The sequence below is a fragment of the Paenibacillus hunanensis genome (assembly GCF_014645615.1).
GTDB classification, from domain to species: Bacteria; Bacillota; Bacilli; order Paenibacillales; family Paenibacillaceae; genus Saccharibacillus; species Saccharibacillus hunanensis.
In genome coordinates this window covers 701,988-726,045 of sequence record NZ_BMMB01000002.1, presented here as the reverse complement: position 1 = coordinate 726,045, position 24,058 = coordinate 701,988, and the positions used below count along the sequence as shown (strand labels likewise).

20 protein-coding genes and 1 pseudogene are annotated in these 24,058 nt (G+C 39.5%); 18 read left to right on the top strand and 3 right to left on the bottom strand.

All coding sequences use genetic code 11. The annotated features are described in order from the left end of the window. Positions 1-681: 681 nt before the first annotated feature. The 6 genes and pseudogenes from IEX62_RS24130 to IEX62_RS06370 form a co-directional block, all read left to right on the top strand. Positions 682-885 (top strand): annotated as a pseudogene (locus IEX62_RS24130) (DUF7669 domain-containing protein); the annotation flags it as partial. Positions 886-1,571: 686 nt separating this feature from the next. Next, positions 1,572-2,036 carry a ParA family protein gene (locus IEX62_RS06390; protein WP_188774558.1) on the top strand — a complete coding sequence of 155 codons (465 nt, stop codon included), beginning with the start codon at positions 1,572-1,574 and terminating at the stop codon, positions 2,034-2,036. A 333-nt stretch (positions 2,037-2,369) separates the two neighbouring features. Further along, on the top strand, positions 2,370-4,346 hold the full coding sequence (locus IEX62_RS06385; RefSeq protein WP_188774557.1) for an N-6 DNA methylase: 1,977 nt from the start codon (positions 2,370-2,372) through the stop codon (positions 4,344-4,346). A 103-nt stretch (positions 4,347-4,449) separates the two neighbouring features. Beyond that, positions 4,450-6,459, top strand: coding sequence for a type I restriction-modification system subunit M (locus tag IEX62_RS06380; protein WP_188774556.1), 2,010 nt, complete (start codon positions 4,450-4,452; stop codon positions 6,457-6,459). Continuing rightward, entirely contained in the window at positions 6,459-7,802 is a 1,344-nt protein-coding gene (locus IEX62_RS06375) for a restriction endonuclease subunit S (RefSeq protein ID WP_188774555.1), read from the top strand. The genes IEX62_RS06380 and IEX62_RS06375 overlap by 1 nt, the downstream gene beginning before the upstream one ends. A gap of 34 nt (positions 7,803-7,836) precedes the next feature. Continuing rightward, a complete protein-coding gene (locus IEX62_RS06370) occupies positions 7,837-10,830 on the top strand; it encodes a type I restriction endonuclease subunit R (protein WP_188774554.1) in 2,994 nt (997 codons plus the stop codon). Between the two features lie 707 nt (positions 10,831-11,537). Here IEX62_RS06370 and IEX62_RS06365 read toward each other — a convergent pair. Beyond that, entirely contained in the window at positions 11,538-11,810 is a 273-nt protein-coding gene (locus IEX62_RS06365) for a hypothetical protein (protein ID WP_188774553.1), read from the bottom strand. 568 nt (positions 11,811-12,378) lie between these two features. Here IEX62_RS06365 and IEX62_RS06360 point away from each other — a divergent pair. From IEX62_RS06360 to IEX62_RS06345, 4 genes are all read left to right on the top strand, one after another. Further along, a complete protein-coding gene (locus IEX62_RS06360) occupies positions 12,379-12,663 on the top strand; it encodes a hypothetical protein (RefSeq protein WP_188774552.1) in 285 nt (94 codons plus the stop codon). 225 nt (positions 12,664-12,888) lie between these two features. Further along, complete coding sequence (locus IEX62_RS06355) at positions 12,889-13,155, top strand: hypothetical protein (RefSeq protein ID WP_188774551.1); 267 nt, start codon at positions 12,889-12,891, stop codon at positions 13,153-13,155. A 1,131-nt stretch (positions 13,156-14,286) separates the two neighbouring features. Then, entirely contained in the window at positions 14,287-14,484 is a 198-nt protein-coding gene (locus IEX62_RS06350; RefSeq protein WP_188774550.1) for a hypothetical protein, read from the top strand. Between the two features lie 554 nt (positions 14,485-15,038). Further along, complete coding sequence (locus tag IEX62_RS06345) at positions 15,039-15,317, top strand: hypothetical protein (protein WP_188774549.1); 279 nt, start codon at positions 15,039-15,041, stop codon at positions 15,315-15,317. A 154-nt stretch (positions 15,318-15,471) separates the two neighbouring features. On the opposite strand, the gene IEX62_RS06340 is transcribed toward IEX62_RS06345, so the two are convergent. Beyond that, positions 15,472-15,738, bottom strand: a complete 267-nt coding sequence (locus IEX62_RS06340; RefSeq protein ID WP_188774548.1) for a hypothetical protein — start codon at positions 15,736-15,738, stop codon at positions 15,472-15,474. Positions 15,739-16,199: 461 nt separating this feature from the next. On the opposite strand from IEX62_RS06340, the gene IEX62_RS06335 reads away from it, so the two are divergent. Continuing rightward, positions 16,200-17,360 carry a cobalamin-independent methionine synthase II family protein gene (locus tag IEX62_RS06335; protein WP_188774547.1) on the top strand — a complete coding sequence of 387 codons (1,161 nt, stop codon included), beginning with the start codon at positions 16,200-16,202 and terminating at the stop codon, positions 17,358-17,360. Positions 17,361-17,737: 377 nt separating this feature from the next. Here the strand turns inward: IEX62_RS06335 and IEX62_RS06330 are convergent, their stop codons facing one another. Further along, positions 17,738-18,304 carry an SMI1/KNR4 family protein gene (locus IEX62_RS06330; RefSeq protein ID WP_188774546.1) on the bottom strand — a complete coding sequence of 189 codons (567 nt, stop codon included), beginning with the start codon at positions 18,302-18,304 and terminating at the stop codon, positions 17,738-17,740. A gap of 132 nt (positions 18,305-18,436) precedes the next feature. On the opposite strand from IEX62_RS06330, the gene IEX62_RS06325 reads away from it, so the two are divergent. From IEX62_RS06325 to IEX62_RS06295, 7 genes are all read left to right on the top strand, one after another. Continuing rightward, complete coding sequence (locus IEX62_RS06325) at positions 18,437-19,681, top strand: mechanosensitive ion channel family protein (protein WP_188774545.1); 1,245 nt, start codon at positions 18,437-18,439, stop codon at positions 19,679-19,681. A gap of 333 nt (positions 19,682-20,014) precedes the next feature. Then, on the top strand, positions 20,015-20,680 hold the full coding sequence (locus IEX62_RS06320) for a hypothetical protein (protein WP_188774544.1): 666 nt from the start codon (positions 20,015-20,017) through the stop codon (positions 20,678-20,680). A 42-nt stretch (positions 20,681-20,722) separates the two neighbouring features. Continuing rightward, positions 20,723-20,941: a hypothetical protein gene (locus IEX62_RS06315; protein ID WP_188774543.1), complete on the top strand. Its 219-nt coding sequence runs from the start codon at positions 20,723-20,725 to the stop codon at positions 20,939-20,941. A 441-nt stretch (positions 20,942-21,382) separates the two neighbouring features. After that, entirely contained in the window at positions 21,383-21,583 is a 201-nt protein-coding gene (locus IEX62_RS06310; protein ID WP_188774542.1) for a cold-shock protein, read from the top strand. Positions 21,584-21,650: 67 nt separating this feature from the next. Then, a complete protein-coding gene (locus IEX62_RS06305) occupies positions 21,651-21,884 on the top strand; it encodes a cold-shock protein (RefSeq protein ID WP_371834095.1) in 234 nt (77 codons plus the stop codon). Between the two features lie 234 nt (positions 21,885-22,118). Next, complete coding sequence (locus tag IEX62_RS06300; RefSeq protein WP_188774540.1) at positions 22,119-22,799, top strand: PspA/IM30 family protein; 681 nt, start codon at positions 22,119-22,121, stop codon at positions 22,797-22,799. Between the two features lie 206 nt (positions 22,800-23,005). Continuing rightward, the gene (locus IEX62_RS06295) at positions 23,006-24,037 is read left to right on the top strand and encodes a TFIIB-type zinc ribbon-containing protein (RefSeq protein ID WP_188774539.1); all 1,032 of its coding nucleotides are present in this window, start codon (positions 23,006-23,008) and stop codon (positions 24,035-24,037) included. Positions 24,038-24,058: the final 21 nt, after the last annotated feature.

The window sequence follows — 24,058 nt, the reverse complement described above, 5'->3', positions numbered from 1 at the left end:
ATGATGAGTATATTCTACAAGCCCTTATTTTTATTGTCCAACTAAGTGTAGCCGATCCATAGCTCTGATCGGCAACCATGAGGAGATGATGTGTGAATATTTTAGGAGAGGGGATACACTTTGGCAAATCCACGGGGGAAAGGAGACATTAAGGGATTTTGAGAGATCATTTTCCGAATCGGAAATGGGTGAGTACATAGAGTGGGTAAGCAACTTGCCACTTGTTTATGAGGATGACATGTTTGTTTATAAGCATGCTGGCTTAAATCCTTTTGAACCGATCGAGAAGCAAAGCAGAGAGATCCTGTAGATGTCGGAGTTAGATTTTTATAGCATACCAAAGGAGAGTCTTTTTAACTTGACTAAGAGCAAGCCAGTAGTGAATGGACACACACCTGTTGAAAGAATCTATTATGATAGGATCCGGTTAAATTGTGATTTGGGATCTAACACATATGCGATTGAAGAAGAGCGTGGGCTAGGCTTAGTAAATTTGACTGAAATGACTTATCTCGTCTATCGGCAATCACAAAAGACAGTAGAGAAGCGAGAGATCATACATTTTTAAATAGCGAAAGAGACTTCATGAGGAAGGTATAAAATGTCAGATCATCAAAAAGTGAATTATCGAGATGCCATCCTAAAGTCTGTTAAAGAGATTGTAAGAAGAAAGGGACAAATGAGTTCGAAATAAAAGAAGTGGTTGATTTTATGTTGAGTGAGAAAGCTGACTATAACGAATCAACTATTCGAACACACATTAGGTCAAGGTGCTGTGTGAATGCAAATGCTAATCATGCTGTGACGTATAATGATTACGAGCGAATTGGATATGGCATGTACCGGCTATATGAACTGACATCAATAGAAACGAAAAAGCATTAACTTTAGTAAGCCGCTTTCAGAGAAGATTCGCATTAATTATCGAAAGAATGAATTTTCGAAAACTGCTCTGAATTAAAAGCAAAGAAGCTCTTAGTAACTAAGGCTTCTTTTTTTGTAGTTTTTAAAAGAACCAATAGCTATAAATGGAGAAAGTGTATGTTTATACTACTTTTATGTCATAAAAGGTACGTAAATAATATGAACATTTCATAATTTGTGTGCACATGTTCATACAAATTTATGAATGTATGAAGAAAAGTTGGTACATATATTCATAACATGTATGAACTTTTCTCTTTACAAATACAATCAAAATATGTTATTATTAAATTTTTATTTACTCTTCTTCTATATGTGAGTTAAGCTTAGTTTCAAATTAAAGAGGAGATTATAATGAGTATTTCGATTACTATAAGTAGCACTATCGATGGCTCTGGTAAAACTATGGTGGCTTACGTGATTACATAATTACTAAGCTCCAATTATAAGATATTAGCATTAGATCTAAGTGGTCAATGCAATTTAACTGAAACACTGATACGAGAACCAACTTATCAAACTGAAACAAATACTATATGGGAAGCATTTGAAGCGGGCAATATATCTTCATGTATCTTTCCTGTCACTGAAAATCTTCATGTTTTGCCTGGAATACATGGATCGGCAGCATACCAGGCAGTCTCTATATGCAAGGCAAAAAAGATAATGAAGTTGTTGTTACTTTGAGAGACTTATTCAATCAGGTTAAGAAAGGCTATGACTTCATAGTTATAGATTCTTCTAGTACATCTGCTCCAGAGTTATTTAATTTATCCTTAGCTATTTCTGATTTTGCAATTATGACTTACTCTCCTAACAAGATTAATCTTATAAATCAATGGTTGACAAGAACTATTGATGTACAAAAAAGTTTCAATTCTAATTTAAGAGTCGGAGGGATCTTAAGAACAAGATTTAATAAAATGGAATCTATACATAAATATAGTGAGACAGAGGTTTTAGAGTATTATCCTAATCTATGCTGGAGTACTGCTTTTCTGAATGACTTCCCACATGCTATTCTCGATATAGCCGGAAAGAAGAAAAAAGAAACGATCATAGCTTTTAAAGCTATTTATGACGAATTGATTCTTCGATTTTTAAAAAGGTGAAAATTACTCTGACTACAATTAAGCAAGAAGTAGTTTAGGAGCTAACTTTCTGTGAGAAAAATCTAAGTATAACTTCAAAAAAGATCTTTTAAATAAGACTTTTTAAAGAGACTGATCCTCTTTTAGGAGCTAGGCCATTTAGATCGAAGTAGGTTTTTAAAATATTCAAATATTAAGTATTTTTATGTTTTAAAAAAAGTATAGACAGTACTCTTTACAAGTAGCTGTAAATAGCCTATTATGGGGTTAAGGAGATAAAACATTCCGTCTTTTAAAAAAGTATTAATATTACTCTTTTAAAGTATCAAAAAAACATAAAAGGTGTGATTTTAAGTGATAAATACAATTCTAAACGAGGCAGAGAAAGATGCTTGGGCTATTGCTGATATCTGGAGAGGAGAAATGCAGTTTAGTGAGATAAGAGCTAATTTACAGCCAATGCTGACTTTTAAACTCTTATGTGAAAATACGGATCATGATTTTAATATTCCAAACGATCATTCTTGGGAGAAACTAACTTCAAATGGATTAGATTTTGGAATGAGATTTTCTAAAGCTTTACAAGAACTAGAAAGGCTAAACCCATCTTTGAAAGAAGTGTTTACCTTAATTGATTTTAATCTTAAGCGTAATGACCTAAATCTTTATAAAGTTGCTGAAGTCTTTCTAAATCGTCATTCTTATAATCGACACTTATACGACGATTCAAATGCATTAACAGGTACAGTAACACGATATTTAGATAGCTTACTGGAGTTTTTTATTTCAAAAGAAGGTGCTCATGGAGGGGAGGGAAGTAGTCCCAAAAGTATCACTACACTTCTACCACAACTTCTGGGTCTTACAAGCGGTTCAGTTTGCGATCATGCTTCAGGCTTGAACGGTTTCTTAATTGAGGCTAGTAAGTATGCTCATTTGAACCATGGGCAAGTGAAGCTCTATGGCCAAGAGATCAATGCTCAGACGCGAGCATTAGGTATAATGAACTTAATTATGCATGGTATTTATCCTAATGAGGCTAATGTAAAGCTGGGTAATACCATTACCGCTCCTCAGTGGAAAGATGAAAAAGGACATTTGTTGAAATTTGATGGAGTTCTTACCTCCCCTCCGTTTGCAATGAACAACTGGGGTTACGAGGAAGCTGAGAGAGATATATATGGACGTTTTAGTTTTGGTCTACCTAGCCGGGCTTATGGAGACATGGCTTTTGTCCTTCATAGTATTGCGACTCTCAAGCAAGATGGAAAAGCAGTGATTGTAGTTCCTCATGGAGTTTTACAAAGAGGTGCTTCTGAAGCGAAAATTCGTGAAAAATTAATTAAGGAAGGATTGATTGAAGCTGTAATTGGATTACCAGCCAATCTATTTATAGGAACAGGCATCCCGGTTGCCATACTAATCATCAATAAAAACAAACCTATTGTAATGAGGGATCAGATATTGTTCATCAATGCAGAAGAAGGATTTAAGAAGGCTATGCGTAATCAGAATGAACTTCGCGATTCTGATGTTGAAGCTGTTGTAAATGCATATCGTAATCAGTCTGATATTGATGGGTATAGCAGAATTGTTCCTATCAGTGAGATTTCTAAGAATGGTTGGAGTCTGCTGCCCTTAAGATACTTTGAGAAAACAGAAGTAGACACCAAGATAGGGAAGGTAAGCATTAATCGCAAGAAATTCGAAGAATCCAATCTCCTTAAAGTAACTCTGGGGGACATTGCAGAAATTGATAGAGGACTCAATTACGCAAAGAGTGATTCGGATAATATTGAGGCAACTCATTGCTTGGTCAATCTTGTTGATGTACAAGAAGGCAAGATTGTACCTAATGAATTAAAGCAGATCTCATTGAGTTCAAAAAAAGCACGAGATTATGAGCTTGAACCTGGCGACTTATTATTGTCTAGTCGTGGCACAACTTTGAAGATGGTCGTAGTGAAACCTGAAGACATTAAAGAGAAGCCACTAGTATTTTCTCAAAATTTTCTCCGAATTCGTGTATTAGAACCAACGCAATACAATTCGAATTTTATTAAAGCATTTCTTGAAAGTCCAATTGGACAGTACTATTTAGAAGCCTACCAACGAGGTACGACCGTAACTGTATTGAGTCATAAGGATGTAGCCTCAATTAGTTTACCAGCGTTACCATTCGAAGAGCAAAGTGAAATAGTGAGACGAATTCTTGAAGCAGAAAAACAATATGAAGAGACGGTCAGAAGGGCGAAGCACTCTTTTGTGCAGAGCTACAGAGATAGTTACGACCTTATGGCAATAGCAGATACGTTCGATGTAATTGATTGACAGACTAATGTCGGGGGATACATTTATCCCCCGATAATATCGATGTATAATAGTAGTAACGACCTATTTATCCCTTCTAACATTCATATAAGGAGTTAACCTAATGAAGAACTTTCAAGAAAAAGTGAGTTTTATTTGGACAATTGCTGAGATCCTTCGGGGACCGTATAAAAAAGAGGAGTATGGTAAAGTAGCTCTTCCAATGGCTGTGTTAAGGAGATTTGATTGTGTTTTAGCAGACACTAAGGTTGAAGTGCTGGCTCAACATGAAAAATTTAAGCACCTGCCCCAAGAGTCACGGGATGAGATCTTAAATCGAGTAGCAAAGCAAAACTTCAGTAACGTGAGCAAATATGATTTTTCGAAACTTCTGAATGATTCGGATAACATTGCGGACAATTTACGTGACTATATAAATGGTTTTTCCAAGTCGGCAAGGGATATTATCGAGTATTTCGACTTTGATAAACAGATTGAGAAAATGGATCGAAATAACCTCCTCTATCTTGTCGTAAAGAGGTTTAGTGAGATTGATCTTCATCCAGACACGGTATCCAACATGGAGATGGGATATATTTTCGAGGAGCTTATTCGAAGATTCTCCGAAGATGGTGAAGCGGGTGACCACTACACACCAAGAGAAGTTATCAGATTGATGGTGAGCCTGCTTTTCAATGAAGATAATGAGATTTTGACCAAGCCTGGGATTACTCAAACCCTTTATGATTCCTGCGTGGGTACAGGGGGGATGGGGTCTGTTGCACAGGAGTACCTGCGGGAATTGAATCCTACAGCACACTTTGAGTTTTTTGGTCAGGAGATCAATGAAGAATCGTATGCAATTTGTAAAGCAGACATTCTGATTAAAGGGGAAGAGGCGAAGAATATTGTATTCGGTAACACGCTATCTAATGATGCTTTCCCAAATAAAACGTTTGACTATATGATCACAAATCCTCCCTACGGCGTGGAGTGGAAGCCTGCGGAACAAGTGGTAAAGGATGAGCACGAGAACAAAGGATATAATGGTCGTTTCGGAGCTGGCTTACCTCGAATTAGCGATGGGCAGTTGTTGTTCTTACAGCACTTGGTTTCAAAGATGAAGCGTGTCACTCCTGAAAATCCGAAAGGATCACGCATTGCCATTATTATGAACGGTTCGCCACTGTTCACTGGTGATGCAGGCAGTGGAGAAAGCGAAATCCGCCGATACATGATTGAGAACGACTTAGTAGAAGCAATTGTAGCGATGCCTGATCAATTGTTTTATAACACAGGTATCTCAACATACATCTGGATATTAGCAAATAATAAGGATCCACTTAGGAAAGGGAAAATTCAATTGGTCAATGGGGCTTCTTTCTATAAAAAAATGAGAAAGAGTTTAGGTAATAAACGACACGAACTTGCTCCTGAACATATTGAAGAAATTGTACGTATCTATGGAAACTTAAAGGGAAATGAACACTGCAAAATTTTTGATAATGAGGACTTTGGATACAGAAAGATCACAGTTGAACGACCTCTCCGCTTAAATTTCCAGATTAGCGAGGAGCGGGTCAATGAGCTTGCTAACCAAACTGTATTCAGTAATCTGGCAACTTCGAAGAAAAAGGGTCAAGCAGGATTGGATGAGATAGAGGCAGGGAAGAAACTGCAACAACAAATCATCGATGCTGTGTTCGCTTTACAGGATAGCAAGATCTATAAGAATAGGGAAGACTTCACGAAGAAAATCAAGAAGGCATTTAAAGATCAGGACCTTACTATTCCTGCACCTCTCTTAAAAGCAATCCTTGCGGCTCTATCAGAAAAGGATGAAACAGCAGATATTTGTAGGGATAGTAAAGGGAATCCAGAGCCAGATTCCGACCTGAGAGATACGGAGAACGTACCACTTAAAGAAGATATACACGAATACTTCGAACAGGAAGTTAAGCCACACGTGCCTGATGCCTGGATTGATGAAAGTAAGACCAAGATTGGGTATGAAATTCCTTTTACAAGATACTTTTATCAGTATGCGGCTCTGCGTAGCTCAGGTGAAATCTTGAGCGAAATAAAGGAACTTGAAGCAAGCATACTCGACAAGTTAAAGAAGGTGTTAGGCTGATGGTGCAGTATAAGAGATATGAAAGGTATAAGGATAGCGGTGTGGAGTGGCTTGGGGAAGTGCCAGAGAATTGGAGTGTTGATAGACTAAAAAGCTCAGTTAAAAGTTTGAAAAATGGGGTTTGGGGAGATGATCCTAAAGGGAACGAGAATGATGTTTTCTGTGTCAGGGTAGCAGATTTTAATAGAAATAAATATGAGGTAGAAACAGAAGAATTTACTGTAAGGAATTTGGGGAGGGAGAAACAGAAGGCATTTATACTAAAAAAAGGCGACTTGTTGATTGAAAAATCTGGAGGCGGGGATAACCAACCCGTTGGATTTGTTGTTAGATATAATCGAGAAGAGCCTGCAATTTACGCAAATTTTATGGCAAGAATGCATTTGAATGAGAAAATTTCGTGCTCAAATTTTTTTAAGTATGTTCATTCTTCTATTTATGCCAATAGGATCAATGTACGATCTATTAAACAAACGACAGGCATCCAAAACTTGGATACGGACTATTATTTACAAGAGATCGTGGTATATCCAACCCTGCAAGAACAAATAAAAATTTCCGAATTCCTTGATCAGAAAACAGCAGAAATCGACTCCCTCATTACGGACAAAGAAAAGCTAATTGCTTTATCAGAGAAACAGAGGCAGGCGATCATTACTGAAACTGTCACAAAAGGATTGGACCTTGATGTGAAAATGAAGGATTCTGGTGTGGAATGGATTGGGAAGATACCAGAGCATTGGGAAATATGTGAATTTAGGCGGATATCTACTTTGCAACAAGGATTACAAATAGCACAAGAAGAAAGGTTTAGTGAAGGTGGTCCAGGAAGATTCGAGTACATTACAATAAAATATCTAAATTCACTTAGAACCGAATTAGATAAGGAATTTATAGAGAACCCTAATAAGAGAGTAATTTGTTATCCTGAGGAAATTTTGCTGGCGAGAACTGGTGCAACAGGCGTTGTGGTCACAAATATATTTGGTGTGTTCCATAATAACTTCTTTAAGGTAAATTTTAATAAGAGTAGGATTGGTAGGGATTATTTGGTCTACTATCTGAAGCAAGTAAAAATTCAAGAACATTTTAAATTGGTGGCTGGAACAACTACCATTCCCGACCTAAATCATGGTGAATTTTTATCAACTAAATGTTTAATTCCTCCAGTGAGTGAACAGATACAAATTGTTGATTTTCTTGATAGCTGTATAAGTGATATTGATTCGCTTATAACAGAGATAAAAAATCAAATCAACAAACTTAAAGAATACCGCCAATCGCTCATCTATGAGGCAGTAACAGGAAAAATTAACGTTCGGGATGTAGCGGCGGGATATTAACGCAACAGTCTTAGTGAAGAGAGAGGTGAGAACTATGGCAGTGGATTATTCAGAAAAGGGACTGGAAACAAACATTGAGGAATGTCTCGTTCAGTCAGGTTACAGGAATAGGAAGATTGAGGCAAGCACTTTAGAAGATTTCAAGAAATATGCCCTCGATGTTGAAGTCATGTTCGAGTTCCTGGAGAATAGTCAGCCCAAAGAAATGGAGCGACTTCGCAAAGTATACAAGGAACAAACCAAGGCAAAAGTTTTAGAACGGTTAACCAAAGAACTGAATAGCCGAGGAATGATTGACTGTATTCGGCATGGGATTAAGGATTATGGAGTAACGCTCAAGCTTGCCTATAACCAACCAGTAAGTCACATGAATCAAACTTTGATGGAAATGTATTCGAAGAACATATTTACAATCAGCAGACAAGTGTATTACAGCAGTCAAAACAACAATAGTATCGATATGCTTGTTGCTCTTAATGGCTTGCCGATTGCAGTAATGGAGTTGAAGAATCATCTTACAGGTCAAACCGTGGATGATGCCAAACGGCAGTTTATGAATGACCGTGATCCAAAGGAATTGCTATTTCAGTTTAAAAAGCGGGCAATAGTATTCTTTACAGTAGATCCCGACGAAGCGTACATGACTACTCATCTGGAGAAGGAACACACGTTCTTTCTCCCTTTCAACAAAGGCAACAATGGTGGGAAAGGGAATCCTATTGTTACAGATGATTATAAGACCTCATATTTGTGGCGGGAGGTACTTCAAAAGAATAGCCTAATCGATATTTTATTCCGATTTGTCTTTGTAAAGCAGGACGATATTAAAGACAGTACGGGTGAAGTTATCGACAAGAGAGAGACTGTGATCTTTCCTCGATATCATCAGTTAGATGTTGTTCGAAAGGTCGAAGGTGATGTAAAGCAGTTTGGTGTTGGAGCGAATTACCTGGTCCAGCACTCGGCGGGGAGTGGAAAGACAAACAGTATTTCTTGGCTTGCACATCGACTCGCCAAATTACATGACCATGAGGATAATGCTCTCTTTAATAGTGTTATCATTATTACTGATCGCCGAGTATTGGATAAACAACTCCAAGATGCTGTTTATCAGCTCGAACATAAAGCGGGTATGGTTGCAAAGATCGACAAGGACTCCTCTCAACTCGCAAGTGAGTTGGTTAACAACACCAGAATTATTATTACCACTCTGCAAAAGTTCCCGTTTATTATGGAGAAGGTAGGGGAGTTTGTAAGAGGTAAATATGCCATTATTATCGACGAGGCTCATAGTTCGCAAAGTGGTAAGGCGGCTACTTCCATGACGAATATCTTATCGAATAAAACCCTCGAAGAAGCACTGGAAGCCGATCGTCTGGCCGAAGAGAACATAGAAGATATAGATGAGAAAATTATCGAAACGATTGCAAAAAGTGGCAAGCAGGACAACATTTCATTCTTTGCCTTTACTGCTACCCCGAAGGCGAAGACTCTTGAAAAATTCGGACGAATGGGTGATGATGGTAAGCCGCATGCTTTTCATGTTTATTCGATGAGACAGGCAATTGAAGAAGGCTTCATTCTCGATATTCTCAAGAATTACACAACATATAAGACCTTCTACAAGGTAGCTAAGAAGATCGAGGAAGATCCTGAAGTCTCCAGTAAAAAAGCATCCAAACAAATTGCCAGATACGTGTCCTTGCATCCACACAATATAGCTCAGAAAACCGAAATCATGATTGAACATTTCAGGCGAGTAACCAGACATAAAATCGGTGGTCGAGCAAAGGCAATGGTTGTTACTTCAAGCCGTTTACATGCAGTGAAGTATAAACAAGCTTTTGATAAGTATATTACAGACAAAGGTTATGAGGACATGAAGGCAGTCGTTGCGTTCTCTGGAACCGTGGATGATCAGGGAGTATCATACACAGAGCCTTTAATGAATGGTTTTGGAGAAAAGGAACTACCTGAAAAGTTTCATTCCGAAGAATACAAGGTGCTTTTGGTTGCGGAAAAGTACCAAACTGGCTTTGACGAGCCGTTGCTTCATACGATGTATGTGGATAAAAAGTTGGATGGTATTAAAGCTGTACAGACATTATCCAGGCTAAACAGAACTTGTAAAGGGAAGAACGATACGTTCGTATTGGATTTTGTGAATGAAGCAGATGAAATTAAGGAAGCGTTCCAACCCTATTATGAAGTTACAGGTCTTGAGGAAACAACAAACCCAAACCTCTTGTACGATTTGCAGAGAGAATTAAACGCATGCCAGGTGTATACTGAACAAGAGATTGAAGAGGTATGTAAACTTGAGTTTAGCGATAAGAAGAAGACACCAAAGACTCAGGAAAAGTTAAACTCAATCTTGGATGTTGCTGTTGAACGGTTCAGAAGGGATCTGGCTGAAGAACGGCAAGAGGATTTCAAGAGTGCATCGACTAAGTATATCAGAACATATTCGTTTATACTTCAGATTGGTCCATTTGTTGATGTGGAACTCCATAAATTGTATGTATACTTGAACTTTTTGTTGAAGAAGTTACCTAAGCATGTTTCGGAGGCTGTATATTTAGCTGATGAGGTTGCACTCGAATACTATCGTAACACGATGGTATTTGAAGGAAGCATTTCTTTACAGATACAAGGCGAGTCAGAATTGAAACCAACGTCGCATGGTGGGGGTGGCGGAAAAGAAGAACCTGTTGATAAACTCTCATCCATAATTAATCGACTAAACGACCGCTTTGGAACGGACTTTACTGAAACAGATCAATTGTCGTATGAGCAGATTGTAGCAGATATCATTAATAATGAGAATCTTGCTCAGAAGGCAAAGAATAACACTAAGGAAAACTTTAAGTTTAGTTATGAAAAGACGTTTTTGGACATCGTTATTGGTCGAATGGGGCAGAATGAAAAGTTCTTTATGAAGATTCTGGAGGACAGTGACTTCAAGGCAAATATAATGGAATATATGTTTGATGAAATCTATGAGGGACTTAGCGATAAAGGTAAATAAAGAAATGGCTCTGCCACTGAATATTATATTTTGGTTTGGCGGAGTTTTTTAAAGTTATAAGGTCATTGGAAGGGTAGTTTTCGAGCTATTTTAATTCATTTTTTTCTAGTATACCTCCATCACCACTATTGAGAAAAATTTCTCGTTGAATATTGAGTATGACCAAAAATATGTGAATTGCTAAAAACCCTGCCGATAATGCTCAAACTGAGCAAGAAGGCAGGGTTTTCGTTTGAAAACGAGTCGAATCAGAGGAGTTCGTATAATAATAACATTCTCTTCCGAAATCAGGCTTTAGATAGGGAGAAGTGAGTAAGATTTTACAGGGAATTGTCTTGCTCTCGAAGGACCATCGAGTATTATGGGAGATAGACTGCCATAGCCGAATATGAAAAATGTTGCCGCTGAATAAACGATTTGGTTAAAAAGAGCCTTTTGAGTTTTTATAAAATGAAAGATTTTTCTTAAAAACTGAAAATTATTTTCTTTTTTTAATATTTTTGGATAAAATCTAATAAAGACTGTGCAATAAGGTGTTGGAGCCTAAAATGCGGGAACTTTTCATCGCAATATTGAGTGAATAATCTATAAATATCCTCGTTCATTTTGATACTTTTTACAGAGAATGGAGAGTTTTTCGAGTAGATCTTTGTATCCAAATGTAATACTGATGTATCGTTATCGTTTGCAATTAATGCTCGTAGTTCTTATATATTGTCTTTTAAGAAGTTTAGCTCCTCAGAATTCAATTCATTTTGCTTTTTTTCAGGACCAATAAACGGATCTCGCAAGAATTTATAGTAGCAGTTATCACGCTTTATAAAAACATAATCTCCAGTCTGCATTTCTTTGGTGAAGGTACTATAATTGACTCCGATCTTTTTAGCGACATCTTCTAAGCTTAATGACTGAAGTAATTTATTCACCTCCTCAGCTCGCTTATCATATTGCATGGTAAAGAAAGATTCTTTGTTCATCATTCCACCCCTTTCTATTTTATGATGATAGTATTATAGATTTTCGTAGCTTTATTATTTCAAGAACATGCTTTGTTACTGTCGTAATAATTTAAAAATTAATAAATAGGGAAGTCTATACGCTGCGTATAGACTTTTTTGTTTTTAGATAGAGATTCAGCTCTGAAAGTTGTGTCAACCTGCTTATGATTCAACTAGATTCAACAAATTGTTGCCCTTCATCTAATCGGACTGCTCATAAAATGAAAGGGGAGTATACACAATAATGAAACCTAAAGTAAGAGTAAAGTCAGTTGTAGGAAAGAGAATTGAAACACTTAAAGGGGAAGGTGAAAAAGGAATAAAGCTTAGGGATAGGTCATACCGGATTTAGAAAGAAGAGGAACATCGATTCAAAAGCAATCAAGAAAGTAAGTATGTTAAAGCAACTCCAGAAGATAAGTTTAAGATCCGAAATCAAGTTATACTATCCGGAAAAATTGATCTATTCAAAAAAGCACAACTACCTTCTTACCCCTACATGCCTGTTCAGACAAAGCAACGGCTTGTAGAGGTAGCAAATCAATCCAATATGTTTGAGCTGGTATTCGAGAATCTCAAAAAAATTCAGATCGATAGAGTGTTTGCTTACGAGCTGATTGAAGGGAATAGAGCATGGATTTCTCAAAGCAAGGACACCGGAATTTATCGTTATTTTACAATGTATCCAGACTCACGTTCTTTCGGATTCAGCATCTTCGATCTTATTGAGATCATAGACGGAGTAAACGGATTTCAATACGCCGTAGACAAATTAGCACAAGTATTAAATCTCAACGATTTAAAAGACGAATGGGTCGAAGCTCAAAAAAAATAAGTATAATAACAATTTAAAATTTCTTGATCAAGAAATTTTAATTCAGAAACTTTACCTGAAATGTATTATTATCTTCGCAATCATATTGAAATACTGAAGTTTATGAATCAACATGGACATGATCACGTAAATCGACTTTTCATGCAGAATCATAAAGATATCTTTTATGTATCTACGACTTATATTGCAGAAATGAAAATGGGAGTCCAGAGCAAGCAACCTATAGTGAGTAGAGCGATTAACTTATTTGCATTGTTATGGTTGGGAGAGAAAGTGCCACATCATGCTTTATCAAAAGAATTACTTTCGATTGCTAAAGCTATACAAGGTAATAATACAAAGACTCGCCTTATAACGTTTTTTCAAATTCCTTCTTATGAGAAAGCACAAACGTTGAAGTATGCAGAAGGTATGGCAAAAAAACTTAAAAATGTTGGCATACTTAGTGATCGAAGCGTTAACAAAAAAGTGTATCAAATTTTTTTGGTATGAAGGTTTTTAATAGTATCTACTTTTCAAGATTTATTGATGAAGAGGATCTCTCTTAAGAACCAGATTGTAGTCATTCGGATGATGAAATTCCATTCTAAGTCTTTTTGTTAGATGAATTTGAATTGGAGCACTATACAAGATGCATAGGGCTCCTTATCTTTCACGGGATACCTAAGTTGAAATAAGAAACTCATTTAGCAGTAGATTGCTGTAGCGTCGTAGTAACATCGTCGAATGAATAAGAAGATATGCTTACAACCTACAAGAAGATTGCTATTTCTTTTACGCAAAAGCGAAAGCGAATTGAAACCTTAAAAACTTAAGAAGATTGCTTACTACCTTTAGTTTGATGATACAAGTTAAATGTAAAAAAGGATTCTACAACTACAGACGAAAGGGGATTTTGAAACAGTCTTTTATAGTAAATTATCTATGCAGGTAAAGCTAAAGCTCCGAGAGTATAAAAATTATGCTTTATATTGATGCAAAAAAAAACTCTACGGAGTAAAAAAAGATTCGAACATTTAGGTTTTATAAAAAATAGATGTTTTAAAATACAGATCAATTAAAGTCTCTCCACATAAAGACGATTATGATAATTAACTATAAAAGTACTTTTCTTATCGACGGTCTCCTCGTAGAAGGAAATTACGTTGCATATCAGATAAGCACTCTTTTTGGTGCCTGTAGATAAAAGGTAATGAACTAAATAAGAGAGAGTAAACGCGGTGAAAGTTTTTAAATGATAAGCTTTACGTAAATAAAATGCATCAAGAAGAAAAGGTGTTTTATTTAACAGCAAGCAAAGTGCATATGCAAAACACCTTAAAACGACTTAACACGATGCGTTTTTAGCCGAAAACTCCTGTCCGTTTTTGCTCGACAAGTCTACCAATACAGCATGAATAACGATAAAATCAAATAACACTGAATAACAGATAGGGGGCTTACAACCCGCATCACATAAGAGATTTAGGCATTATGAGCGACGTATTAACACAAGATAAAAAAATGAAGACAAGAGTTCGACTCCCCTCGTCTCATAAGAGAAAAACCACTAACCAGACTGTATAGGTTAGTGGTTTTTTCGTTTATAATATAAACAAATAAAGTTAGATTGAAGGTCTTCAAATGCTCAACAATCGAGAACAACTTCAAGAAATCTTAAAAAAAGCCAACCAACACGCACGAAAACAAGCAAAAGAGTCAGGTGCTTCTATTTACTATATGAAAAACAACAAACGTGTCCGAGAAGACGCGAATGGTAATAAATTCGAAATTGTATTCAATGATGCAGGAAACCGACAGGAATTTGAATATCATGAATGAAACTAAGCCTACTATGACTGTATTTGCAGGAACGAATGGAGCTGGAAAAAGTACGTTCAGCATGTAAATGAGAGATTGGCTCGGCGAACTGATTGATCCTAATCAAATTGCCAAAGAGCCAAAAGCGGATAATATTATCGATAATTACATACGAGCCTTTTATTATAGCGGAGTTAGTACAAGGTCAGTTAGTTTATTGTGTGGATGAGGTATCTAACTGGGCAAAGTCAATTGTTGTGTGATAATACAATGAAAAACATCTAATTTTGCTGTACGCAAAATTGGATGTTTTTTTGTATTCAGTTTGTACTATTAAAGGTATTTTATCGAAGTGATATCGATACTTTCTTTGCTAAGTTCAACCACAAAAACGTCATGGATATTACGCTCAAACATAAAAATCCATTTTGATTGCCTTGATCATTTTTTAGAATGCTGACTTCATACCATTTGCCTTTTAACTACGAACCTCATATGATAAAAAGATCAAAACTAAGGAGTGAACCTATGAAATTACTTGATGGTCTCTAGCTTCCCTAAAGGAGGTTAGGGCTATGAGTAGAAGTTATAAAAAAACTCCCGTTTGTAAAGATCAAGCTACACGCTGGATGAAGCGTCAAGCAAGTAAAGCAGTTCGTAGATATGCTGAGGATATAGGTGATGGAGGCAGTTACAAGAAATTATTTTGTTCCTATAATATCTGTGACTATCGTACAATACTACCTTATCGAAAAGCGCTACACGAATGGATAACAAGCAACCATCTGTGGACTCATGAGAAAACATTTAGAGATTTTTCATTAAGCTGGCAAAAAGATTATAAAAGAAAATGAAAAAAGACCATCGGCAGGGAAGCCCGATGGTCTTTTTCTATGACATGATTACATTCAACTTAATAGATGTTTTTCACTCATGTCGGATAAAAAGAGATCATACTATTCAATCACGCTATTAACCGTTTCTCATTTATTACTGAAATCCAATGATTCATTGTATTCTTCTTTTATCCACAGTAATCATAATGATAGAAGTACAAGCCAATACGATACTAAGTAACAGTAAATAGTAATTGCCTGATGTATACCATAGATACATATAGGCAATCGCAAAGACTCCAGTAAGAATAGCAATGATTTTACGTAATGCACCTCTTCGATCTGTGCTTTTTTTAGTGATTAATTGAATACCTGCATAAATAACTAAGTATGAAATGAAAAAGATGCCTAGTGGAATGAAGAATGCAGCAACTGTCATAACCTATGCTACCCCCTTTTATGGATTAACTGTCACTTCATAATAGAGTGACGCCCAATGCAAATTAATTGTCGTTCCGTTAGGATTATTTGTTTGTCTTAAACTTATTGAAATCATATCCATACGAATAGCAACTAATAAAGCATATACACCTATGTATTAGAAGAAATCATTTGTGCTCTATAATTTTGATTTGAAGTATCGGTGTTGGGAATGACTGCTTGATTTTATTTCCTTTTATATGCCAAAAATGTATTTTAGTATACAAAAAAACTAACATTCATAAAAAAGAATGTCAAACTGATGATTGAATTTGCATCGATTCGCAATAGTCCCTCCCTATAACCAGCCATACCTTTTCAGCTTTACATATACCCCTCCCACTAATGCTAAAATTAACCCATACAACAACTAACGGTCAGCAACACCCAATCAAACCACAAAACCAGGAGGATTCCCACATGAGTGATAAATTCCAAATCGTAGGCAGCCTGCTTCGTCCGGCTGAACTGTTAGAATACAAAACCCAAATCGAGCACCGCGATGACATCCAATACCCGTTCTACCAGGAATTTGATGGCTACCAGCAGTGCGAAGACCGTGCCATCCAATCCGTGATCGAAAAAGAAATCCAAAACGATCTGTCCATCATCACCGACGGTGAATATTCCAAATCCATGTGGCATCTGGACTTTGTCTGGGGTTTTGATGGCGTGGAGCGGTATATTGCGGATCATGGGTACTTTTTCCGTGATACGGACGGTAGCTCGAAGTACGAGACGCGCAAAGATATTGGTCTGCGCATCACAGGCGAGTTGAGCGGAAAAAATCACCATTTTATTGAGGTGTACAAAAAGCTACAGGAGCGTGCAGGCGATCGGGAAACGAAGCTGTGCGTGCCTTCGCCATCTCATATCTTTGGTGAATTGTCCTGGTCGGATAATATCGGTGGCAAGGATTCCGTATACAAGGATACGAAGGAACTGAAGGCAGGTCTTGTGAAAGCCTATAAAGAATTTGTAAATGATTTTGCGGCTGCGGGCGGTAAAATTCTGCAATTCGACGATTGCTTGTGGGAGTTGTTTGCGGATGATAATCCGAATTCTCCATACACAGGTGAGCATATTAATCAGGAAGAAGTGCAGGCACTCGCGACGGAGTTTATCGATATTAGCAACATCGTTATCGACTACGGTCACAGTCTCGGTCTGAAAATGTGGACGCATAACTGCCGCGGTAACTACGATTCCCGTAATATGGGCGGTGGCTCGTATGTGAAGATTGCGAATCTGTTCCTGAAGCAGCTTAAATACGATCGTTTCTTCCTGGAGTGGGATGATGATCGTGCAGGCTCACTGGAAGCGCTGGCTGTGTTTAAGGATAAGCCGAATACGGAAGTCGTACTGGGACTGCTGTCTTCCAAAACAAGTACATTGGACGATGAAGAACGTGTACTGCGTTTGTTGGATGAGGCATCTACTATCATCGAAAAAGATCGTTTGCTGTTATCTCACCAGTGTGGCTTTGCTTCCTGCGACGGTGGTAATGAGCTGACTGAGGAACAACAGTGGGCGAAGATTAATCAGGGGCAGCGGATTGCGGAGCAGTATTGGGCGAAGTAATCTTCATGAGTGGTAAGTGAGTGGATTAGAATTCAATGCTCAGATAGAGCCATATATTCGCACTATGTATATGAGAAATAACAAACGAACGGACACCACCAGGTGTCCGTTCGTTATTTTTATTCTAGCGTATAGATAACATGAAATTACAGTTTCTGCGTAGATAAAGTTTATAACAAAGCTTGAAATGCGCTATTGTTATCCATCCGTATTAGATCAACTTATTCCTTACTGCATGGGTCGTTATCCTAACTAAAAAAGCTTGCACACACGTCCTGATTAGCTGGTTGTTCGCACTATGGTAACTTGTATATCTTTTATATCAGAACATAAAACGCCAACTCCAGCAATATTATCTCATCTACTTCAACCGAAACTTAGATCGTTCGATCCAAATCAAGCCAAAACTCAATCGGCTTAACGGAAGCAAAGTCCATATCCTCATAAGGCTTCCTATTGAATTCAATTTGCAAATAATCCTCTAAGTTCGCACCATAGACAATGACATCGGTTTGATATACAGACAATACGGGGTTTCCGACTTCATAGGGTTCCGTAGGCATATAACGATGATTATATAAGGGCACAAGTGGTGGCACTTTAGCATATTGCTGTCTAGCCATTTCCAGAGCGGCTTTATTGTCTTCTGGACGCTCACCCCATGCTGGGTACCAGAATTGATTGTATTGAACATCAAATAAGATGCCTTCCAGTGGCATATTTAAATACTGTCGCATAGAGGCAATGCCACGTTGAGATAAATCACGCCAGATAGGGAATCCATGCCCAATCGGTAACATATGAGATAACATCTCGCGCAGATCAGGAGGAAAACGCAGATCATAGGTCTTTTCGATTTGTTTAAACTCTTCGTTAGTTAGCCCGTGCGTAAAGGACAATCCGTTCAATTTGAACAACTGCCTGATTTCAGAAATATTCAACATGCGATATGCTCCTTATAGTTATGGATATGTAATCGTTATAAGACCGTATTTTTCTTAGCAAATTTGGTTTCCTCCAGCCCACTCCTTTATAATAAACCCGTACGCCCACATCAAGGAGGAACCTACACAACAATGGATTTAATCAAAAACCAGCTCCAGCAGCTAGGGATGAACGAAGCCATCATCGGCTATGCCGCGAACATCATCATGATCCTGTTCATCGCGGTCGTTTGTATTCTAGCTAACTGGATTACGCAGAAAATTGTGCTTAGAACGATTATACACATCGTCAACAACAACCGGTACACGTGGGATAATATCATCGTGGAGAAGCGCGTGTTCCACAAGCTGTCTCAGCTCGTGCCTGCGATCATTATTTACTATTCCGCAGCTGTCTTCCCCGCGTATCAAGGGCTGATCGAGAAGGCGGCGATGACGTATACGATTATTGTAGCGATTCTTGTGCTGGATGCGCTGCTGAATGCGTTTGATGCGATCTATCGGTCATTTGAGGTGGCCAAAATTCGTCCGATTCGTGGCTATATTCAGGTGGCGAAGATTGTGCTGTTTATTATTGGAGGCATTATTATTATCTCCAATCTGATCGGGCAGAATCCGCTTATTATTTTGAGTGGACTGGGCGCGTTGTCGGCAGTGTTAATGCTGATCTTTAAGGATTCGATTCTCGGTCTGGTAGCAGGCATTCAGCTCTCCTCCAATGATATGGTGCGTGTCGGTGATTGGATTGAGATGCCCAAGTACGATGCGAACGGTGATGTGATCGATATTACGCTCAATACGGTCAAGGTGATGAATTTTGATAAGACGATTACGATGATTCCAAGCTATGCGCTGATCTCGGATTCGTTTAAAAACTGGCGTGGCATGCAGGCAGCTGGCGGCAGACGGATTAAGCGCAGCATTCGTATCGATACGAGCAGTATTCGCTTTTGCACACCGGAGATGATTGAGGAATTTCGCAAAATTCACTATATTTCCGATTATATCGCTTCTCGTTCGGATGAGATCGAGGCGTACAATGCGCAGCATGCGGTTAACCGGGAAAGCAATGTGAATGGCAGACAGCTCACGAATATTGGTGTGTTCCGCGAGTATATTCATCGGTATTTGCAGCATCATCCGCAGATTCATAAGGATATGACTCTGATCGTGCGGCAGCTTGAGCCGGGAGATAACGGATTGCCGCTGGAGATTTATGCGTTTAGTAATGATATTGCCTGGGCGGTATATGAGGGGATTCAGGCGGATATTTTTGATCATATTTTCGCGGTGGCACCGACATTTGGTCTGCGTGCGTTCCAGAATCCGACCGGGCATGATATTGTGCAGTTGAAGGAAGAGTCGGTGGTTTCGTAGACTTGAGTTGTAGTTGTAGTTGTAGTTGTAGTTGTAGTTGTAGTTGTAGTTACGAATGACTATTATTTGTAAAAATGAACCTTTGCCACTGCTAGGATTGGCTAGTACAGTACGGAGTTCCATTAAGGGCATGAGCATCTGAGATCGAATCGGGTGATCTGATGAACATACAATGAATCTGTACTAGCTGGTGGCAGTGGCCTTTTGAGTTGAAAGGCGATACATAACATCTTATGATAGTAAAGTAAGGCGAGACTATAGCTTTCTGTTTTGATAAGCCATTCTTTTATATTAACTTTTATATTAAGCATCCATCTATTAGGAGTAGATCATATGAGCCTACGTAAAATACATATAACGAAGCAGGATCAAGGGATTGGGCAGATTGGCGGCGGCGCATGGGTAGAGGATATGGAGCATTGGCCGGTGGATCAGCTCGGCGGCAGACCAATGGTGCCGCTATGGAGTATCACGCCCGCCTTTTTTCCAGTACCGCAGATTGCGGAAAATGTACGAATAACGGTGTTCGTGCCCGCTACGGATGAGCATCGGAGCTGGCATGAGGCTTCTGAACAGCTGCTTGTTCGTTCTGGCAAACTGAACCCACAATCGACACGATTACATGCAAAGGTGCTACTGCATCCGCAAGCAGCTCAGCCTTCCATCCCGAACGGTATAGATGTTCTACCGGAAGGCTATCTGGGCTTGGAGCCGATGACCGATGAAGAGCTAAGTTTGGAGACGCGTCATCTATTCAAAGGCGCCGCGATGTCCAAGCAGCTGGGACGGGAACACTGGCTACAGGAGCAGGTTGTAGTGTCGCCACGGTATTTCTTTGCAGGACAGCTACTGGAGGCTGATCTGGTAAAATGGGATGCGGCGTATACAGGTATTTTTGGCGGCGGTATAGGCTATCTTTTTGTGGATTATCGGATCAAGCAGGTAACGGATTATGCTGATGCAGGGATGTTTTTTATCCAGTATGCAGAGTCAAAGTAGAGAAGAACAGTATCACCCAACCGAACAGGAGGCTTTACTACTATGAACGTTAGCCGTAGCTATGTCACACAGGACTATGTTATTCAAAAGGTAACCGAAACCTTTGTATGCCGTGTATTATGGAGCGAGGGGCGTCCCTGTCTCGAATATGCGAACGAAGAGCAGCTTGCCGAGATTGAGCAGTATGTGCGGCATGAGTTTGACTGGGAGCTGGAGGATGTATTTTTTACAACACTTGAAAAGCTACCCGTGGAGCCTTAGATGATTATGAAAAAGGCTCAGAAGAGAGCATAAAGTCAGAAAATGAAGCGTCAATCTATATTTTTAGATAGGAAAATAAGGAAATCATACGGTGTGTAAACTATATATTTTGATAGATGTTCAGATCGTTTTGAAGCTACTAACTAAATCGCTACAAAGCAGAGTTGATGCGGATAAACGGTATAATGGGGTGAATGATTTTGCTATTTTCATCTCTATCGAAGCTGGCAAGGCAGCGTTCATCCTTACTCATAACAGGTTGAATCATTTCATAATAAACTTGTTGATCTGCCTCAGATGTGCTATAATAAATATATTGGAATTTGAACCTGAGTCACATATTGTAGAGGGTTGCAATTTTGATCGTGTAGCCTTGTCCAATATGTGATTTTTTTTAAAGTTTGAAGATCATGTAAACTTATTTTTTAGGAGGCAACAAGCATGCAACAAGGAACAGTGAAATGGTTTAACGCAGAAAAAGGTTTTGGTTTTATCGAGGTTGAAGGCGGAGAAGACGTATTCGTACACTTCAGCGCGATCCAAGGCGAAGGCTTCAAATCCCTGGACGAAGGTCAACGTGTAGAATTCAACGTTGTTCAAGGCCAACGCGGTCAACAAGCTGAGAACGTTGTAAAACTGTAATACTTTTTTATGCTGTAGGAAAGTCCCAACCATCATATTGGGACTTTTTTTTCACTTATAAACTCCAATGAAGAAAGAAGGATGCTGCTTGTACTATTCACGGAAAAGCCCGATGGATGATGTTCCAGAGGAAATGACGCCGATTTGGTCATGTACGAATGAAAAGTGCAATGGGTGGATGAGGGATAACTTTGTGTTGTCGGTTCAGCCAAGATGCGGCCAATGTGACTCTTTAATGGAAAAAAGTGAAAGACTATTGCCTGTATTAACAAATACAAGCCCGAATCAGAAAAAGAACTAAGCAGGCGTTCTATCTATATTATCGTAGATTGAATTATATAAGTCTTATGTTTTAGCCGTTTTCCCCTATCGGGGTAGGAACGGCTATTTGTTTTGTTCATTTTACCTATATCGCAGATTGATATCGTGCATAGTTTGCATCCATATTCTCCGTCCATATCCAGAAAAATGAAACCTGAGCCTTAGAAAACGTGTACAATACTACATATACCCTTTAACGAAGGAGTGGACGGATATGAGCATGTGGACTCGATTACGAGATGTGATGAAAGCGAATGTATATAGCTTGCTCCAGCAGTCGGATAATCCTGAGCGTACAGCAAGGCAGGCGATGGAGCAGTTTACGAGTGAGCTGGGTCAGGTGAAGGCAGAGACAGCAGCGGTATTAGCAGACGAAGCACGTACCAAGCGTGCGCTGGATGAGAGCAGTGCAGAGCTGAATAAATTGCAGCGGTATGCAGAAAAGTCGGTGCAGCAGGGAGACGAGACGGCAGCCCTTCGTTTTCTGGATAAAAAAGCAAGCCTTGCTGCTAAGCATGTAGAGCTGCAAACCGCTTATGAGCGCGCCTCTGCCAGAGCGACCGCAATGAAGACGATGCAAAGCAAGCTCGTGGCTGATCTGGATCGCCTGCAAACGCGCTATACAGAGCTACAAAGTCGAATGGATGCGGCAAATGCACAGATTGCTAATGGATCAGCGACGAATGCGTTGCAGGCGATGGAGGAGCGTGCCAATCAGGCGCTTCATGAAGCCGAAGCATGGGCGGAGGTACGCGGGGGCGGGCAGCAGGAGGAGGATCTGGATGTGCTGATTGCACGCCTGGAAACAGGAATGAATGCGCAGCCTGATCCGACGGCTATACCGACACCGCAGCAGGAGCTGGATCAGCTCAAGCAACAGAATGGTAAGCTGTGATCACGGATGCGATTCCGCCGATACAATACGGATGTATTGGGAAAGACCGTGCACGAATGCTCAGCATATGGTTTTAACGAAGGGGCATGACAGGGTAATGAGTACGAAACGGGTTTCTACTCTAAGATGATATCATGCACGGTGTACATCGAGGATGAGCTGTAGAGGGACTATACATGTAACTGAAAATTGAGGTGAATGCAGCGATGCCTGTCATCGATTATAAATGTTCAAACTGCGGTAGTAGTATGATGTTCGACAGTGCTACCGGAATGCTCGCCTGTCCAAGCTGTGGCAGGAAGGACGATATTGAGCAGATGCCTGATCCGATCGCGCTGGTTCCATTTGTGCCAGGACAGGTTCAGTCGTATCATTGCTCCAGCTGTGGTGCAGAGCTGGTCACGGAACCGGAAACGAGTGCGACCGTATGCAGCTTTTGCGGCTCACCTGTTGTGCTTAGTGAGCGTCTGAGCGGTGCGTATGCTCCGCGGAGTGTGCTACCGTTTACAATTAACAAGCAGCAGGCTCAGGAAGCCTTTCGCAAATGGTGCCGGGGCGGTCTGCTCACACCAGCAGGCTTTATGACTGCGGATCGTATTAAAAGTATTACGGGTATGTATGTACCCTTCTGGTTATATGAGCTACATAACATGGTGGAGGCGCGCGGACAGGCCACACGTGTGCGCACGTACAGGCAGGGAGATTATGAATATACGGAGACGAGCTACTACGATATTTATCGCAAAATGCGTCTCCATTATGTGAATCTGCCGATCGACGCTTCCGAAAAGCTGAACGATGAGCTGATGGACAAGCTGGAGCCTTTTCCCTATCCAGAGCTAAAATCGTTCAAAACCCCTTATCTAGCAGGCTATACAGCGGAAAAATACAGCTATGATGATGAGCAGCTGCTCCCCCGTGCCAAAGAAAAAACGATGAGCTATATCGATGCCGCCATCTCGTCTACCGTGACTGGTTATACGAGCGTCACCTATACTGATCGCGATGTGGATACCCGTGTGCAGCGTGCAGATTATGCGCTGTTGCCCGTGTGGATGGTCGATTATGATTTTGAAAGCAAGCAATATATATTTGCCATGAATGGACAGACGGGTAAAGTCGTCGGTAAGCCGCCGCTGAGCAAAGGAAAGCTATTCGCCTGGTTCGCTGGTATTGCAGTAGTAACGTTCGTCATTCTACGCCTGATCACATGGGCGCTAGGAGGTGATCTGCTGTGAAGCAGCACACGAGTAACACAA